Genomic DNA, 17,291 nt, shown 5'->3' on the forward strand with positions numbered 1-17,291 from the left:
GTCGTGAACGTTCACTTTTTTAGGAATGCTATGTCATGCTTCAGCCGTATTTCTCTATTTTTGCTCAGTACCGGCACGTTAAGTTTACCGGTGTTTGCTATGCCTGTTGAAACTGCCATGCCAGCCGCCAATATAAAACAAATGCTAGGCCAAAAACTGATGTTAGATTTGCGATATTACTGTGCGCAAATTCCGGTTAATGGCCAGTGTCGCACACCCATGACCCAGCTTCCGCCAGAACTATTTGCGTTAATACGCGATTACGATATTGGCGGCGTTATTTTATTTGCTGAAAACTTAGTTGATATTAAGCAAATTGTGCAGCTTAACCGCGACTTACAGCAAGCTGCGGCTAAATCTACGCTTAAGTTACCGCTGTTTATTAGTATTGATCAAGAGGGCGGCCGGGTTGCACGTTTACCGCGCATGTTGGCTACCTCGTTTGCCGGCAATATGGCAATAGGCGCAACCTACGCTGAGCATGGCACCGCTTTTTCCAGCCAAGTAGGGCAAGTATTGGCCGATGAATTGCTGGCTCTGGGGATTAACCTTAATTTTGCGCCGACTATAGATGTAAACGTTAACCCAGATAACCCAGTCATTAATGTGCGCGCCTTTGGTGAAGATGCAACTATGGTGGCCGAGCTTGGTGGTGCTATGACAGCTGCGATGCAACAGCAAGGTATGATCGCAGCACTAAAACACTTCCCTGGCCATGGTGATACCGAGGTAGATAGTCACTTAGGTTTGCCGCGAGTTGAGCACAGTAGTGAGCAAATTCGCAACGTAGATTTACTGCCGTTTGCACAAATTATTAAGCAGCATAATCCAGGAATGATTATGACCGCGCATATTCAATATCCGGCATTAGATAACACCACCTTTGTGTCAAAAGATGGCGAAACCATGCTAAAGCCGGCGACGTTATCGCATAAAATTTTACAGGGCGTATTACGCGACGAACTAGGCTATAACGGCGTAATAGTAACCGACGCGCTAGATATGGCCGGTATTAGCAAATTTTTTAGCCACACTGAAGCGGTAGTGCAAACCTTTGCTGCCGGTGCTGATATTGCGTTAATGCCAGTTAAATTACAGCATCCAGCTGAGCTAACGGCGCTATCAAGCTTACTTGATGCCTTGCAAGCTGCGGTAAATGACGGCGTTATTGCTAAACAAGAGCTGGCAGCATCTTATCAGCGCATTGTGGCATTAAAACAACAATACCCGCTGTTACCGGCAATCGCCTCGGCTGATAAGCAAGTACAATATGCGCAGCAGTTATTGGGAAGTGCTGAGCATCGTCAAGCTGAATTAGCTTTGGCAAAAGCTGCATTAACCCAGGTAAAGCCGAGTTCGAGCACGTTGCCTTTTACACTGAAGACAATGAAAAAACTGTTGTTGATTATGCCGGATACGCAAAAAGGGCAAGCATTAGCTGCGGCATTACAACATTATAGTAAGCAACGCTTTATTGTTGATATTATAAGTTTACAGCAAACCGATTTAAGCCTAGCGGCTAAAAAAATTGCCACAGCTGATGTGGTTATAAGTGGTTTTATCTCGCCAATGCAAAGCTTGGCCGATATTGGTGGCATGGACGATTTAACCGGTATAGCCAATATTGCTGCGGCCTATCAGCGGCAGACCTTGCAATATGAGCATCTATTACCGCAAATTAAAACACAGCACAAACCGCATGTTTTTTTAAGCTTACGTGCACCTTATGACATAACTCGTTATGGGCAATACGCTGATATTGTCTTGGCAACTTATGCCTATAATACCGCTGAAGATGTTACAGCGATGGGGGCGGGTAATGCCACCTATGAGGCGCTGGCTCAAGCACTGTTAGGCCAATATAAGTTAACCGGCACCTTGCCGGTAACCGTAGCAGCGAGTACAAACTAATGTTTGCTGCAATTAAGCGACACTGTCAGGCAATTTTGTCACAGACGCCAACTAACCGCTTATTGGCGTTAGATGTGTTGCGCGGCCTAACTATTACCGCCATGATTTTGGTTAATAACCCCGGAAGCTGGAGTTATGTATATGGCCCATTGCGCCACGCAGAGTGGCATGGCTGGACGCTGACCGACCTTATCTTTCCGTTTTTTATTGTTATTGTTGGTATTTCGTTGCAGCTTAGCTTGCAGCGCCAGCAGCTGGTTGGCAAGGCAGCCGCGATAAAGCAGGCGCTACTGCGCTCGGCAAAATTGTATTTGTTGGGGTTATTTTTAGTGCTGTTTTATTATAATTTTCGCGATGTTAATTACAGCTACATTGAGCAAAAGCTGACGGTGGTTAGGGCGCTTGGCGTATTGCAACGTATTGCGCTGGTTTACTTTTGCACCGTGCTTATTGCTTTATATTGCGCCACTCGTGGGCGTATCGCCGCTATTTTTGGTTTATGTGCAGTCTATCTTGGTGCTATGTATTGGTTGCCATATCAGGATGCACAAGGGCAGCAGTTTGTTGGCTTATTCGAATTTGGTAATAGCTTTGCTGCCTGGCTAGATAATGCCGTATTAGGTGCTAACCACGTTTATTATGCTAAAGCCACACCCTTTGCGTTTGATCCAGAAGGTTTATGGTCAACCTTGCCTGCTATCGCTAGCTGTATCAGCGGTTTGCTGATTGCCCAGTGGTTACAAGCAGATCGCTCGGTAGTGCAAAAACTACGAGGTCTGTTGCTGTTTGGTATTATTGCTGTATGGCTGGCTGAGTTGTGGCATTTTACCTTACCCATTAACAAAGCTTTATGGACGCCCAGCTTTGTATTGCTGAGTAGCGGCTATTGCGCGATCGCATTAGCGGCCTGTTTATATTTATGTGACGTAAAAAAGTATCGGCTATGGGCCGCGCCCTTTATTGTATTTGGCGCGAATGCCATTTTGTTTTATATGTTTTCCGGTATTGTTGCTAGGTTACTGGGTATGATTTCGGTAGGGTCAGTTTCACTACAAAGCTGGCTATTTAATACTATTTACCAACCAATGCTGGGCGATTTTAATGGTTCACTTGGCTTTGCACTGAGCTTTTTAGCCTTATCTTATCTAGTAATGTATGGCTGCTATAAGCGCGGCTATATTTTTAAGGTGTAAGTTAAAATATAGCCACAACTTAGGTTTATTTATTGCTCGCCATCAAAATAACTGGCTACGCGCTGCGGCCAGTTGGGTGCATTAATCCTATTTAATAAGCTGGCGTTAATTTTTTCTCGTAACGGGCTGTTGTTAGGTAACACAAACACATAATCTTGTCGGGCTAAGGTTAATGGCAGTACTTGCAGCTTGCCAGAAAACTGCTGATTAATCGTCCAACGTAATAGTGGCTCATCATAAATAACCGCATCTACCTTACCGTCTTTTAACTGCTCTAATGCTTGAGTTAAATCAGTCGCTTTGTTGTAACTTAGTTTACGGCTATCTAACCATAGCGAGCTGGTGCTGCCGCTAAGGCTGGCAATATGCATACCTTTTAACCCATCAGCATGGCTTAGTCGGTTGCTTAACTGGCCTACCGTTAACGCACTGGTGATTGATGCGGTAAAAAATGACACAATAATTAACGCGGTTAGCATCCAGACTAGCCCTAGCAAGCGGCCACCTACGGTTTTAGGTGCAATATCGCCATAACCAACGGTAGTCATAGTAACCATGGCCCACCAAAAGCCAGAAAATAGGCCTTGCGCGGTACTGCCGCCAAACTGCTCTTGGTTGCGTTTGTGCTCTAACAGCCAAACAATAAAGCCGACGATTAATAATACGATGATTAATAACGTGATAATTTTTAAAAATGCCTCTGAGGCTAATGCAGATAAAACTGCCATCCAGCCTGATGACCATTCGCTACGTACAGCTACTGATAAGCCAGAGCTGCTAACGGTATGCGTAAAATCCATCTTCGCTGCGCGTTCTGCTGTGGCGGTAATGGCACCTAAACCAACATCAATAGTGCCGTTAGTAGCGGCGTTTAATAAATCAGTTAAACCGTGGGGTTGGTATTTAAACTGCCAACCATGTTCATCAGCAATTTCTTGCCATAAATCTATAGATAAGCCGCTATAGGTTTCGCCATCGTACATTACAAAGGGTGGTGCTTCTTTAACGCCAATGCGTAATACTTTGTTCTCAGTAGCGCTAGTTTTATCTTGGCTATAGCTCGGCGCACTGGTAGTGAAAAGTATCAATATGAAGAAAAAAAACAGCGGAAATAGCTTAGATGACATGAATGTCCTTAGTAGATTTAGAGCGAGAATTGACAAAAGAATACAATATTTCGCCAAGCTACGCACCAACTTGGCGAAAACATCTGGTGGGGTGGGGGGTTAATAATCGAACTTGTATGCGCTAAATAGCTGTTGTGCCTGAAGCCAAATATCGCCAACTTGGCCATTACCAACCGGTTGGTCGTTAACCCGTAATACTGGGGCAATTTCTTTGCTAGAACTGGTTAGCCATATTTCATCGGCGGCTAATACTTCAGCTTCGCTAATATCACGCTGTTCTACTTTAAGCTTGCTGTGTTGTTCGAGTATTGCCAGTAGCACTTGCCGGGTAATGCCGGGTAATAACCTGCTACTTAACGGCGGGGTAGCAATAATGCCGTTTTTCACTACAAATACGTTAACGGCGGCGCCTTCGGTTAAATTACCATCTTTATCAAACAATAATATTTCTTGTGCGCCCTGAGTTTGGCTTTGCTGATAATGCAGCACGTTACCTAATAATGAAGTTGATTTAATATTACAACGCTGCCAACGTAGGTCTTGCCCAGTTACCACGGTGTAGGTGGTGGCTTTAGCTTTATCAGCAATAGGTTCAGGCGGAATAGCAAAGGCAAAACCAAATACGGTAGGGGCAACATTTGTTGGAAAAGCATGACCACGTTTGGTGTCGGTGCCACGGCTTACCTGAAAATACACACCTAGGTTACTACCTAGCTCGGCGCTGTTATCGGCAATAAGTTTATTGGCAATTTGCTGCCAAGCGTCATGGTTAAGTTTTATATCTATAGATAACTGGGCAAGGCCGCTGTGCATGCGATCAATATGTGGGGTAAAACCAACAAAACGGCCGCCGTAGCTTGGGATCACTTCATAAATGCCGTCACCGAATAAAAAACCACGGTCCATAGGCGATATTTTTGCCTGTTCGGCTGGTAGAAAATCACCATTTAAATACACTGTTGTCATAGCTGTTCTCGTATTAAAGCCGTTTAGTTGCTGTTTATGTTCGTCGAACTGATTTGCCCACGCCAACACGCCGTAAATACGTCCATGTAGGCTCGTTTCCGCCCGTCCAGGGCTACAACGGTCGGCTTAGGGCAAACCGGTTCTCAGTAAGTCAGAGCACGTAAATCGTTAATTAGGTTTAAGCCTTCGGTATGCGCCAAGCCATCTTCAGTTAAGGTATTTAGCCGGGTTACGCCATCAACACTGCCTTTGCTTGATAAGTACTGCAAAATAGCCAAGGGGTTCGCATGTTTCAACAAATCTTGACCACGCAGTGCGCTAAGCATTGCAGCAATACCCCAAGCAGCCCAGTTTGAAACATCGGCGACAATTAACTCGTCACACTCTGTAACCGCTGGTGTAATATTTAGCTGACTAACCGCTTGTTGCAAGTTGCCCATACCAATTTCGTTACCGCCATCGCCTATCGCAATAGTGGGGCAGGTGGCGAGATTTAAAAAATAGTCGAAACTGGCGCAGCGCGCAGAAATATCCTCACCACGCATATTAAAATAACGCTGCTGGGCATTAAAACCCGGCCGCTCAATACAAATAACCAACTGTGGCTGTAATTCAGCTAGCGCTTTTTCGGCAATGGCAGATAACGCATGATACTGGTTTACCGTAATTTGATGGCAACGATACTCTTGCTTTAGTGCGCTGTACAGTGGGTTGCCACAAACAATAATTGGTGTTGCGCCTAAAGCTTCTAGCATTTGATATAAGGCAATAGCACCAACTGGGCCGTCGGTTTCAAAGGTATCAAGCACCGGAAAGCCAGTACCAATTAGCACATTACCACGACACTGATTTATTAAACGCGCAGCACGCATAATGTAGCCTGGTCGTAATAGTGGTTGTAACGTAGCCATGCCACGCGGATTTTGTCTTACTAGTAAGCGTTCTATTTTCTGGCTAAGTGCCAGATAGTCGGTACATTGTGCTGACATTTACTGGCTCACTAGTTGGTTGGTTAGCGCAGAAAAACGTATTTTAGCTAAGTGCAGCGCATGCTGTGCATGCTCTGCACTAATTGGCGTAAAGTATACTTTAGTGCCGGCAGTAGCTTGTGCTAATAACGCACAATCTAATGATAATACTGAGCCTATTTTGGGATAACCGCCCAGTGTTTGCCGATCATTGAGTAGCACTATAGGTTGGCCATCGGGTGGAATTTGTACTGCGCCATAGCAGATCCCCTCTGACAGCAATTGGCTTTGTTGGCAAGCAATAGCGGCACCGGATAGCTTGTAGCCCATGCGATCAGCTTGTGGCGTTACCGTATAGCTATCTGAATAAAAGCGTTGGCGTTCAGCACTGGTAAAACTACTTACCTGATAGCCTTCAATTAGTCGTAGCGTAAGCACACTATTAATTTGCGGGCGCAGCGCTTGCGGTAAACTTAAGCGTGGCAAGTTGCTTACCATTGCTGCTGGCAATATATCGTTGGCTTGTAACTTATTACCATTTAAACCGCCAATGCTTTCGCGTAATACAGTAGAGCTACTATTAAACTGCAGCTTAATATTAAAACCACCGGCTACGGCGACATAGACTCTTAAACCTTTAGTAACCATGCCCAACTTGATAATGTCGCCTGACTTAACTTGGTGTACAGTCCATAATTGTAGCGGGCTATCATTAATACTCAGTGCTAGCTCGGCGCCAGTAACAACAATGTAGCTAGTGCAATTAGCCTGTAGCTGTAAACCACCAACACTGCATTCAATTAATGTGGCGTTTGTCGGATTACCGAGTAAATAATTAGCCCAAGCCGCGGATGTGGTATCCATTGAGCCACCGCTAGTTAAACCTAGCGCGCCTTGGCCAAAACGTCCTTGATCTTGCAGTAAGCTAAGTATGCCCGGCGCAATAACACTAAAACTACTCATAATTCACCGCCAAGGCGCAAAAATTCACTTTTATCAATGGCAACAAAGCGTACCTCATCGCCTACTGTAACTGGCATTATGGGGGTAGCGTCGGGGTTAAACATTCTCGTTGGGCACAAGCCAATTAAATTCCAACCACCCGGCGATGCTGCCGGATAGATGGCTGTTTGACGATCGGCAATAGCAACTGCACCGCGAGGTACCTTTGCGCGAGGCGTGGCTAGGCGTGGCATTTGTAATAGTGGGTCTACTTCGCCTAAATACGCAAAACCTGGGGCAAAACCTATGGCATATACGCGATAACTAATCGCCTGATGGCGCCGTATTACTTCGGCAATGCTGATGTTTTTACTGCTAGCAATAAGTGCTAAATCTGGCCCGCTTTCCGTGCTGTAATAAACCGGTAGTTCAACCAGTTTGCCGGTTTGCTGTTGCTGAGTAGACAGCTGTGTTAAGCATTGCTTTAGCTGAATTTTTACTTGGTTTAAATCAGTTTTAAACGGGTTAAATACAATAAGTACAGACGCATAAGATGGTAGTAAGTCGACTAATGATTCGCCAAGCTCCGCGCGTATTAGTGCACAGGCGTGCTGCACCGTGGCCGAAATAACCGGGTCGATACGCTGCGCAAAATACAGCATTAACGCATTTTCACCGGCTGGCGTTAGGCTGTATTGCAGTTGATTCATGCTAATAGCGTCCGAATTTTTTCTATCTGTGCGACAGCGATCTTATTATCGCCATGCACGCATAAGGTATCAGCGCTAAGCGCAAGTGTGTTGCCAGACTCTGTGGTTACTGTGCCGTGTTGTATCAATTGGCGAACCTGTGCCAGCATCTCTTCTTCGTGTAATACCGCACCGGCTTGGCTGCGGAGGGCTAGTGTGCCGGCATCGGTATAGCGGCGATCGGCAAAGGCTTCAAACAATAAAGTTACGCCTTTTGCTGCGGCCAGTTCGCGGTAATGTTGCTGCTGCGTAGTGGCTAATATCATTAGTTTAAGTGGCTGGTAGTAGCCAGTAACGGCGTCAAGCACTGCAGCAAATACTGCTGGTTTGCTCATCATATCGTTATATAACGCGCCATGGGGTTTAACATAACTTAAGCTTAAACCGTTGCTGCGTGCCATACCGTCTAAAGCGGCAATTTGGTAGTGTATACAGTTAACAATTTCTTGGTGAGACAACGCCATACTGCGGCGGCCAAAGCCCTGTAAATCTGGGTAAGATGGATGTGCACCAATGGCAACGCCATATTGCTTCGCCAAATTAAGCGTATGCGCCATTACATCGGCATCACCAGCATGAAAGCCGCAGGCGATATTGGCCATATCAATATGCGGCATTACCGCAACATCCAACCCCATTTGCCAGCTACCAAAGCTTTCGCCCAAATCACAATTGAGTTTCATGGTTTATCCCGAACCGTACCGCTGAGTGTTAACAGTGTGCGATAGCCTAGAAATGAAGTCTAGTCAGATGTGGCGCACCGTCATTGTATTTTATCGCAAAGCTTAGCAAGCTAACAATAACACCCAAATTAAAGATGTCTAGATATTAAGATGGCTTGTTATTTCCGTTTGGTATATCAAATGGTTATTTGGTCGTTTTCTAATATGTGTAACAGCCTAAAATAGCCGCAAATACGCTTTATTGTTAGGTGAATAATGACTTCGTTACAGCTTCCGGTGTTGGACATCAGCCTATTGCATGGCAATGCGGTGTCACGGCAACATTTTTTACAGCAGCTGGCAGTGGCTGCGCGCGATATTGGCTTTTTCTATTTGACTGGCCATGGTATTTCTACTGGGCAACAACAGCAAATTTTGCAATTGGCGCGCCAGTTTTTTGCCTTGCCAGAGCCTGAAAAGCAGGCCGTGAGCATGGTTAATTCTGCGCACTTTCGTGGTTACACTCAGGTGGGCGGCGAGCTAACGCAGGGGCGAGTTGATCAACGAGAACAGTTTGATATTATGCGTGAACAAACCGCGCTTGCACTAAACTCAGCTATGCCAGCATGGCAGGGCTTAGTTGGGCCAAACCAATGGCCCGCCGCGCTACCTTTAATGCAAACGGCTTTATTGCAGTGGCAGCAACAGCTTTCTGAGCTTAGCGTAACTTTACTCAGTGCTTTTGCTCAAGTGTTACAGCAACCAGCAACAGCGTTTGCTAACACACTTCAAGATGGCGCTTATACGCATATGAAGCTGATCCGTTACCCGGGGACTAGTGCGGTGGCGCAGCAAGGTGTTGGAGCGCATAAAGACCCAGGCTATTTAACCTTGGTCTTGCAAGATCAGCATTCAGGGCTGGAGGTATTAACCGATAATGGTTGGGTTGATGCGGCGCCGTTAGCGGGTGCTTTTGTTGTAAATATAGGTGAACTATTAGAGTTGGCATCTAACGGTTATTTAAAGGCGACACTACATCGTGTTGTTAGCCCGCCGAAAGGCATTGAGCGTTTTTCTTGTGCGTTTTTTATGGCGGCACAGCTTGATGCCACAGTACCATTATTAAATTTACCGGCCGAGCTTGCGGCACAAGCAAAGGGCCCTGCTAGTGATCCAAACAATCCGTTATTTTATCAAGTAGGTGAAAATGTGTTAAAAGGACGCTTACGCTCACACCCTGATGTGGCACGGAAGCATTATGCAGCGTTAACCCAGGTAGTATAAAGGAGCCAACCAATGAAATTTAAAACCCAGCTATTACATAGTAATGGCGGTGCAGACGCGCAAACTGGCGCCCTAACCACACCTATTTATCAAAGCAGCACCTTTACTTATGGCACTGCCGCAGAAGGAAAAGCCCGCTTTGCCGGTGAGCAACCGGGCTTTATTTATAGCCGAATGGGTAATCCAACGGTGCAGGCCTTAGAGCAACAATTAGCGAGATTAGAAGGTGCTGATGAAGCACTGGTTGTCGCCAGTGGCATGGCCGCGGTAAGTAGCATATTTTACGCTTTAGTGAGCCAAGGCGATGAAGTTGCCTTTATTGATCCGGTGTACGGCGGCACAGCGGCATTTTTAGTTAATACGCTAACTCGTGCAGGTATTAAGGTAACGCGCTATCAAAGTGATGACGAATTAGTGGCAAATATCAGCCTCGCGACTAAATTGGTGTTATTTGAACCCATAACTAATCCTAATTTACGCGTTAGTGATTATCGTAAAATTAAAATCGCTGCGGCAAAAGTGGGTGCTATTACGGTATGTGATAATACGTTTTTAACGCCGTATTTGTTTAAACCGCTTGAACATGGCATTGATATTGTAATGCACAGTGGTACTAAGTACTTAAGTGGCCATGGCGATATTATTGCCGGCGTAGTGGCGGGGCGGCGCGAGCTAATGCAACCTATTCGTACTATTGCGTTAAAGCATATTGGTGCACCTATTGGCCCTCAAGAGGCGTATTTGTTGCAGCGCGGCATGCGTACTTTAGCACTGCGTATGGATGCGCACTTAGCTGGAGCTACCGAAGTGGCCACGTACTTAGCACAGCACCCTAAGGTTAATAAGGTAATGTTTCCCGGTTTAACCAGTGATGTTGGTCATAAAATACTTGCTGAAACGGTTGGCGCTTTTGGTGGCATGATTAGCATTGAGCTGGCCGGCGGGTTTAGCCGCGCGGCGCAGTTTTTAGACAAATTGCAGTTATTTACCCAAGCGGTAAGTCTAGGTGATTTAGAAAGTTTGGCTTGTCATCCTGCGAGCACTACCCATGCGGCGATGGACCAAGCTAGCCGCCTTGCTGCTGGCGTTAGTGACGATTTAATTCGCTTTAGCATTGGCGTGGAAGACCCAGCAGATTTAATTGCTGATTTACAACAAGCCTTAGAGAATTAAGCGTATTAGAATACCGACAGTTTACTATTAGGTAAGTCGGTAACTAACATATACCCAGGGCTGTGGCTAATGCAGATGTCTAATTTTGCATTAGCTATCGCCACTTGTGGTGTTACGCCACAGGCCCAGAATACCGGCACTTCACCGGTTTTTATTGTTACTGCATCGCCAAAGTCGGGTTTATTAATATCGCTAATACCAATAGCAGCAGGATCGCCAAAATGCACCGGTGCACCGTGCACTTGCGGAAAGCGTGAGCAGATTTGAATAGCACGAATGGCGTCGGCTGGTCGCATCGGCCGCATACTTACCACCATACCGCCAGAAAATACGCCGGCAGGTTCACAAGCAATAGTTGTGCGATACATTGGCACGTTAACTTGCTCGGTAATATTACGAATTTCTAAGCCATCGGCAATTAATGCTTCTTCAAATGAAAACGAACAGCCAATTAAAAAGCTAACAAAATCATCCTGCCAATACGCTTTAATATCGTTAACCTCGGCAACCAGTTTGCCTTGTTTAAACACCTTATATTTAGGGATGTCGGTGCGAATATCCAGATCGGCGGCTAATTGTGGCATATCAACCGCACCGGGTGTGGCCGACATGGCTAACAGCGGGCAAGGCTTAGGGTTAAAATGACAAAACTGTAAAAAGTCAGCCGCATACTGTTTCGGCATTATGGCCAAATTGGCTTGCACGAAGCCCGGCGCTTGGCCCGAGGTATTACGATTAAAGCTGCCTGCACGTATTTGCTGGCGCAATTGAAAAGGGGTAAGCACTGACATAATAAGCTCCGAACAGACAATGAATAGGCAAAGCTATACTCGGGTATAGCTCAAGTAATTATTAGGCGTTGCTGTATATCTCTTTGTTCGCTAACCAACGTTTAATTAGCTGTAAGCTGGCAGCCTGGTCTTGTTGCCATAATTGCGTGGCAATTTGTTGCGCCGTAGGCAGTAGTTCAGCATCACGACTTAGATCGGCAATTTTAAACTGCAAAACGCCAGTCTGTCGGGTGCCAAGTAACTCGCCCGGGCCACGTATTTCTAAATCACGTTGCGCGATAACAAAACCATCATTGGAATCACGTAATACTGCTAACCTAGCTTGCGCCGTTTTTGATAATGGCGCGTGATATAGCAACACACAATGCGAAGCTGTGCTACCCCGACCTACGCGACCGCGTAGTTGATGTAATTGCGCCAACCCTAAGCGTTCGGGGTTTTCAATAATCATTAAACTGGCGTTGGGTACGTCGACACCCACTTCTATTACCGTGGTTGCAACTAATAGATCTAATTCTGCATTACTAAACTGCTGCATAATATTTTGTTTTTCAGCTGATTTTAGCCTGCCATGTACTAAACCAATTTTTAACTCGGGCAAGGCTAACTGCAAATTTTCTAGCGTATCTTCAGCGGCCTGACATTGCAGCGTTTCCGACTCTTCTATGAGCGTACATACCCAATAGGCTTGACGCTGCTCACTAATAACAGCTTGGCGTACACGCGCAATAATATCGTCACGGCGGGTGTCGGGTATCGCCACTGTGGTTACTGGTGTTCTACCGGGGGGTAATTCATCAATAATTGACGTATCTAAATCGGCGTAGGCGGTCATGGCGAGTGTGCGAGGAATAGGCGTTGCGGTCATAACGAGCTGATGCGGATACACACCGGGTATGCCGCCTTTTTCGCGCAATGCTAAACGTTGATGCACGCCAAAGCGGTGTTGCTCATCAATAATAATCAATGTTAATGCTTTAAATTCAACTTGTTGCTGAAACAAAGCATGAGTGCCAACTACCATTTGCGCGCTACCATCGGCAATAGCCGTTAGTGTGGTTTGCCGCGCTTTACCCTTAGTTTTACCGCCTAACCAAGCAACACTTATATTTAGTGGCACAAACCAGCGCGTAAAGTTTGCCGCATGCTGCTCTGCTAATAATTCAGTTGGTGCCATTAGTGCCACCTGATAACCATTACCAATGGCAGTTAATGCGGCAAGCGCGGCCACTAAGGTTTTACCTGAGCCAACATCGCCTTGCACCAAGCGCAGCATAGGTAAGCTTTGGCTTAAATCGTGGCGTATTTCCGCTGTTACTCTGCGCTGGGCATGAGTAGGAGCAAAAGGCAGTGCCGCTAAAAATTGCTGCTCTAACGCACTATCAGCCGATAGTGCGATACCGCGTTGTTGCTGGCTTTGGCTGCGTAATTTATACATACTCAACTGCTGGGCAACCAGTTCTTCAATAATTAAACGTTGCTGCGCTGGGTGCTTGCCCAGTTCTAGCAGCTGTAAGCTGGCATCTGGCGGCGGTCGGTGAATATAATTAAGCGCTTCACTTAGTGACCAAGGTTGTTGCAATAGCTGCGCTGGTAAATATTCATCGGGTGGGCTTTGGTGTAAACGCTGTAGTGCTGCGTCGGTTAAATTGCGCCATGTGGCTTGGCGTAAACCTTCGGTAGTGGGGTAAATAGGCGTCAGAGTTTCGCTAACTTCAGCGATAAGTTCATCATTGTGCAGCCGATATTCTGGATGTAACATTTCTAAGCCACGCATACCCCGTTTGGCTTCACCAAAACAGCGTAGTAGCACGCCCGGTGTAACGGCGTTTTTTTGCGCGGCGCTAAAATGAAAAAAACGTAATGTGAGATAACCACTGCCGTCTTTAATTTTTACTAGCCAACTACGACGTTTACCAAATTGTATTTCGCTACTTACTACTTCTCCCAACACCGTGCCGTGCATCAGTGGCATTAAATCGGCAATAGCATATATACGGGTGCGATCTTCGTAACGCAATGGTAGGTGAAACAGAATATCTTGAATACTAAAGATCCCAAGCTTTTCAAGCCGTTCTGCCGCCTTGGCGCCGACACCTTTTATGCTGGAAATAGACTGATTAGCTAACGAGTTATGCGCGCTCATTAGGGAGCTGGGCTTTCCGTTGAGGTTAGTAAAGGTTGTATGAGTTTGGTGTCGTATAACCGAGTTACTGTGCCGTCTTTAATCATCGCGTTTAGATGCTGGCGTAATTCATCTAACATAGCAACATGCTGGCTATTTCTTGACAAGCCAATATGAATGTAACCACTATTGCCACGGCTGAAATCTAACGGTGCTTTTTGAAAGCGGTAAGTGTAACCGGAAATGTTATTAATGGCGTCGGTGGTGCTAATTGTGGGTGAAATTATGGCATCAACCCGACCGCGTAATAATAGTTCTAACGCTGCTTCAATAGAGTCTACGTCGGTAACGTGTCTTGGATGTTGTTGTAAATAGGCCATGGTATCGGGGCTATATAAGTAGCTACGAATACGCACTAGGCTCATGTGGCGCAGTTGCTCAGTGGATTCAATAATGCGTTTATCGTCGTGACGCAAAAACAAGCTTTCAGGCACCGTTTGTCGGTAAGGCAACATATGTATGATGCGGTTACGTTCAGGGCTGTATCTTAGGTTAGACATTAAATCTACCTTACCCTCTGCCATTAAACGCAAACAGCGGGCACTGGCAGTGCGTGGTGTAAACGTGAGTTTAAAGCCAGCGCGGCTTGCTAGTTCGCGCATTAAATCAACGGAAAGCCCGTATGGTTCTGCAGTGTCTTCATAATTATGAAAACGCGAAAAGTGATCTAAGCACCATATTAGTTGCGGCTGTGCGGTATCTTCTCGTGGTAGCAATTCTTCAGCCCAAGCTGACGCGCCAGTTAACAAACTGGTTAGCAACAGCAGGCTGATGAAGAATTGCTTTAGCAAAGGCATGATAAATTAATGTGTTGACGGTACTTCCATTACACCATCAATTTCTATTTGGCTGGCGCGAGGTAAAGCGGATACTTGTACTGCAGCGCGGGCTGGATAAGGCTCAGCAAAATACTGGCTCATAATTTCATTAACTACAGCAAACTGACCTAAATCAATAAGAAAAATATTTAGCTTAACCATATCGTTTAAGCTGCCACCAGCGGCTTCACATACGGCCGATAAGTTTTTGAATACTTGGTGGGTTTGCTGAGAAAAATCGTCAGACACCATTTGCATTGTGGCAGGCACTAAAGGAATTTGGCCTGACAAATACACGGTAGTACCAATTTTAACAGCCTGGCTGTATGTGCCAATGGCGGCCGGAGCATCGCTGGTACGTATAATTACTTTAGACATCTTAGTTATTTCCTTCTGTAAACTTTTTGTACATCTGGCATAACGCGAATTTTTCGCATTACGTTAGCCAAATGTATTCGGTCGCGAACCGACAAGGTGATTTTTATTACGTATTCACCGTTGTCTCTGTCATCGGTGGCGAGATCTTGAATGTTTGAGTCTTGTAATGCAATAAGCGTGGTTAGTTTGGCGAGTAAACCTTGTTTATTGGTAATAAACACGCGTATATCGCATAAAAATTGTCTATCGCCAGTTTTATCCCAACGTACAGGAAAATACTTGCCAGGTTCTTTATCCCAGCCTTTGATATTGCGACATTCTGCACGGTGTACGTTTAACCCTTTACCTGGCGCGGCATTAGCAACAATCTCATCACCTGGTATTGGGCGGCAGCAACGAGCAAATGTAAGTAACATACCTTCAGAGCCAATAATAAAAGCCTTACTTTTCGGCATTGGCCCCGCATTATTTTTATTGCCTTCGCCAGACTCAAATTCGCCCAGCAAGCGCCTTGCAACAGCGATAGGTAATTGATTACCTAAACCAATTTCACTGCACAATTCGTCTAATGATTTTTGTTTGGTATTTTGTAATACCTGTTCAATCCGCTCTGGTGCGATATCTTCTAGTTTTACGTCGCCCAAGGCGGAGCTTAATAAGCGTCGGCCTAAACCAGTAGATTCATTTTGCTGCTGTTTTTTCAGATAGTTACGAATGCCTAATATGGCTCGGCTGGTAACAACATAATTTAGCCAGTTAGCATTGGGTTTACCGCCAGGGCTGGTGATAATTTCAACAGTTTGCCCGGTTTCCAAAGGTTTACTTAGTGGGTAAGGTTTGCGGTCAACTTTAGCACCAACACAGCGATTACCAATGTCGGTATGCACGGCGTAGGCAAAATCGACGGCAGTTGCGCTGATGGGTAGCTCAACAATCTTACCCTTGGGCGAAAACACGTATAACTCTTCTGGGTACAGCTCAGATTTTACGTTTTCAACAAATTCAGCACTGTTACCGGCGTTTTGTTGTAGTTCTAACAGGCTTTGCATCCAGTGCCGAGCGCGAATTTGCGCCGTGGTATCTTGATGCTCATCGTCGGCTTTATACATCCAGTGAGCGGCAATACCTTTGTCGGCCATTTCGTCCATTTCAAGGGTGCGCATCTGAATTTCTACCGGTATGCCGTGGGGGCCAATTAATGAGGTATGCAGAGACTGGTAGCCGTTTTGTTTTGGAATAGCGATGTAGTCTTTAAAGCGAATTTCAATCGGTTTATATAAATTGTGTACCACGCCAAGCGTGCGGTAACAGTTGTCTATGCTATCTACTACTACACGAAATGCATAGATATCCATAACATCATTGAACATCAGCTCTTTGTTTTTCATCTTACGATAAATGCTGTAAAGATGCTTTTCTCGGCCTAGTACATCAGCTTTGATGCCTGCTTGTGCTAGCCGAGTGGTAATTTCAAGCTGTATTTTTTCGAGTAATTCGCGTCGATTGCCACGTGCTTGTTTTACGGCAGTTGATAAAGCGCGGTAACGCATTGGATAAAGCGCTTGAAAACCCCAGTCTTCAAGCTCATTTTTAATATTATGAATACCTAAACGATTCGCTATCGGCGCATATAACTCTAAGGTTTCTTTAGCAATGCGGCGGCGTTTTTCTGGACGTAACGCACCTAGCGTGCGCATATTATGTGTGCGGTCGGCTAATTTAATTAAAATAACTCGAATATCCTGCGTCATGGCCATAAACATTTTTTGCAGGTTGGTTACTTCAAACTCATGATAATCTTTAAATTTTACTTTATCTAGCTTACTAACACCTTGCACTAACTCGGCCACGGTTTTGCCAAATAACCGGGTTAACTCTTCTTTATTAACCGGCGTATCCTCAATAACATCATGCAATAGCGCAGCCATTAAAGTTTCATGGTCCATGCACATATCGGCTAAAATGCTACTTACAGCAACAGGGTGGGTTATGTAGGGCTCACCACTAGAACGGGTTTGTGGCGCGTGCGCGTCTCTTGCCACAATATAAGCTTGTTGCACTAAGGCAACCTGCTCGGGTGGCAAATAAGCACTAATTTGGTTTTTTAGACCTTCAAATAAATACACCTGTGCTCCCAAACTGCG

At 45.5% G+C, this 17,291-nt stretch carries 15 protein-coding genes; 4 read left to right on the forward strand and 11 right to left on the reverse strand.

Annotated elements, in window-relative coordinates; all coding sequences use genetic code 11:
- Positions 1–30: 30 nt before the first annotated feature.
- Together MN199_RS09395 and MN199_RS09400 are read left to right on the forward strand one after the other, a co-directional pair.
- The gene (locus MN199_RS09395) at positions 31–1,911 is read left to right on the forward strand and encodes a glycoside hydrolase family 3 protein (protein ID WP_335739232.1); all 1,881 of its coding nucleotides are present in this window, start codon (positions 31–33) and stop codon (positions 1,909–1,911) included.
- A complete protein-coding gene (locus MN199_RS09400; protein WP_335739233.1) occupies positions 1,911–3,104 on the forward strand; it encodes an acyltransferase family protein in 1,194 nt (397 codons plus the stop codon). The genes MN199_RS09395 and MN199_RS09400 overlap by 1 nt, the downstream gene beginning before the upstream one ends.
- A gap of 29 nt (positions 3,105–3,133) precedes the next feature.
- On the opposite strand, the gene MN199_RS09405 is transcribed toward MN199_RS09400, so the two are convergent.
- From MN199_RS09405 to MN199_RS09430, 6 genes are all read right to left on the reverse strand, one after another.
- Entirely contained in the window at positions 3,134–4,231 is a 1,098-nt protein-coding gene (locus MN199_RS09405; RefSeq protein WP_335739234.1) for a transporter substrate-binding domain-containing protein, read from the reverse strand.
- Positions 4,232–4,330: 99 nt separating this feature from the next.
- Complete coding sequence (locus MN199_RS09410) at positions 4,331–5,197, reverse strand: D-amino acid aminotransferase (RefSeq protein WP_335739235.1); 867 nt, start codon at positions 5,195–5,197, stop codon at positions 4,331–4,333.
- Positions 5,198–5,340: 143 nt separating this feature from the next.
- The gene (locus MN199_RS09415) at positions 5,341–6,186 is read right to left on the reverse strand and encodes a DUF4392 domain-containing protein (protein WP_335739236.1); all 846 of its coding nucleotides are present in this window, start codon (positions 6,184–6,186) and stop codon (positions 5,341–5,343) included.
- On the reverse strand, positions 6,187–7,128 hold the full coding sequence (locus tag MN199_RS09420; RefSeq protein WP_335739237.1) for a 5-oxoprolinase subunit C family protein: 942 nt from the start codon (positions 7,126–7,128) through the stop codon (positions 6,187–6,189).
- Entirely contained in the window at positions 7,125–7,817 is a 693-nt protein-coding gene (locus MN199_RS09425) for a 5-oxoprolinase subunit B family protein (protein WP_335739238.1), read from the reverse strand. Before MN199_RS09425 ends, MN199_RS09420 begins: the two co-directional genes overlap by 4 nt.
- Positions 7,814–8,539, reverse strand: a complete 726-nt coding sequence (locus MN199_RS09430) for a 5-oxoprolinase subunit PxpA (protein WP_335739239.1) — start codon at positions 8,537–8,539, stop codon at positions 7,814–7,816. The genes MN199_RS09425 and MN199_RS09430 overlap by 4 nt, the downstream gene beginning before the upstream one ends.
- Before the next feature lie 255 nt (positions 8,540–8,794).
- On the opposite strand from MN199_RS09430, the gene MN199_RS09435 reads away from it, so the two are divergent.
- A complete protein-coding gene (locus tag MN199_RS09435; RefSeq protein WP_335739240.1) occupies positions 8,795–9,802 on the forward strand; it encodes an isopenicillin N synthase family dioxygenase in 1,008 nt (335 codons plus the stop codon).
- Between the two features lie 12 nt (positions 9,803–9,814).
- Complete coding sequence (locus MN199_RS09440) at positions 9,815–10,975, forward strand: trans-sulfuration enzyme family protein (protein ID WP_132585719.1); 1,161 nt, start codon at positions 9,815–9,817, stop codon at positions 10,973–10,975.
- A 5-nt stretch (positions 10,976–10,980) separates the two neighbouring features.
- Here MN199_RS09440 and MN199_RS09445 read toward each other — a convergent pair whose 3' ends face one another.
- The 5 genes from MN199_RS09445 to spoT all read right to left on the reverse strand — a co-directional run bounded on the left by MN199_RS09445 (position 10,981) and on the right by spoT (position 17,273).
- A complete protein-coding gene (locus MN199_RS09445) occupies positions 10,981–11,766 on the reverse strand; it encodes a putative hydro-lyase (protein ID WP_335739241.1) in 786 nt (261 codons plus the stop codon).
- 61 nt (positions 11,767–11,827) lie between these two features.
- Positions 11,828–13,912 carry an ATP-dependent DNA helicase RecG gene (gene recG, locus MN199_RS09450; protein WP_335739242.1) on the reverse strand — a complete coding sequence of 695 codons (2,085 nt, stop codon included), beginning with the start codon at positions 13,910–13,912 and terminating at the stop codon, positions 11,828–11,830.
- The gene (locus MN199_RS09455) at positions 13,912–14,748 is read right to left on the reverse strand and encodes a substrate-binding periplasmic protein (protein WP_335739243.1); all 837 of its coding nucleotides are present in this window, start codon (positions 14,746–14,748) and stop codon (positions 13,912–13,914) included. The genes recG and MN199_RS09455 overlap by 1 nt, the downstream gene beginning before the upstream one ends.
- Before the next feature lie 6 nt (positions 14,749–14,754).
- Entirely contained in the window at positions 14,755–15,147 is a 393-nt protein-coding gene (locus MN199_RS09460) for a RidA family protein (protein ID WP_132585707.1), read from the reverse strand.
- Positions 15,148–15,152: 5 nt separating this feature from the next.
- Positions 15,153–17,273, reverse strand: a complete 2,121-nt coding sequence (gene spoT, locus MN199_RS09465; protein WP_132585704.1) for a bifunctional GTP diphosphokinase/guanosine-3',5'-bis pyrophosphate 3'-pyrophosphohydrolase — start codon at positions 17,271–17,273, stop codon at positions 15,153–15,155.
- Positions 17,274–17,291: the final 18 nt, after the last annotated feature.

Origin of the sequence: Rheinheimera metallidurans, from assembly GCF_036983985.1 — a bacterium.
Classification (GTDB): Bacteria; Pseudomonadota; Gammaproteobacteria; order Enterobacterales; family Alteromonadaceae; genus Alishewanella; species Alishewanella metallidurans.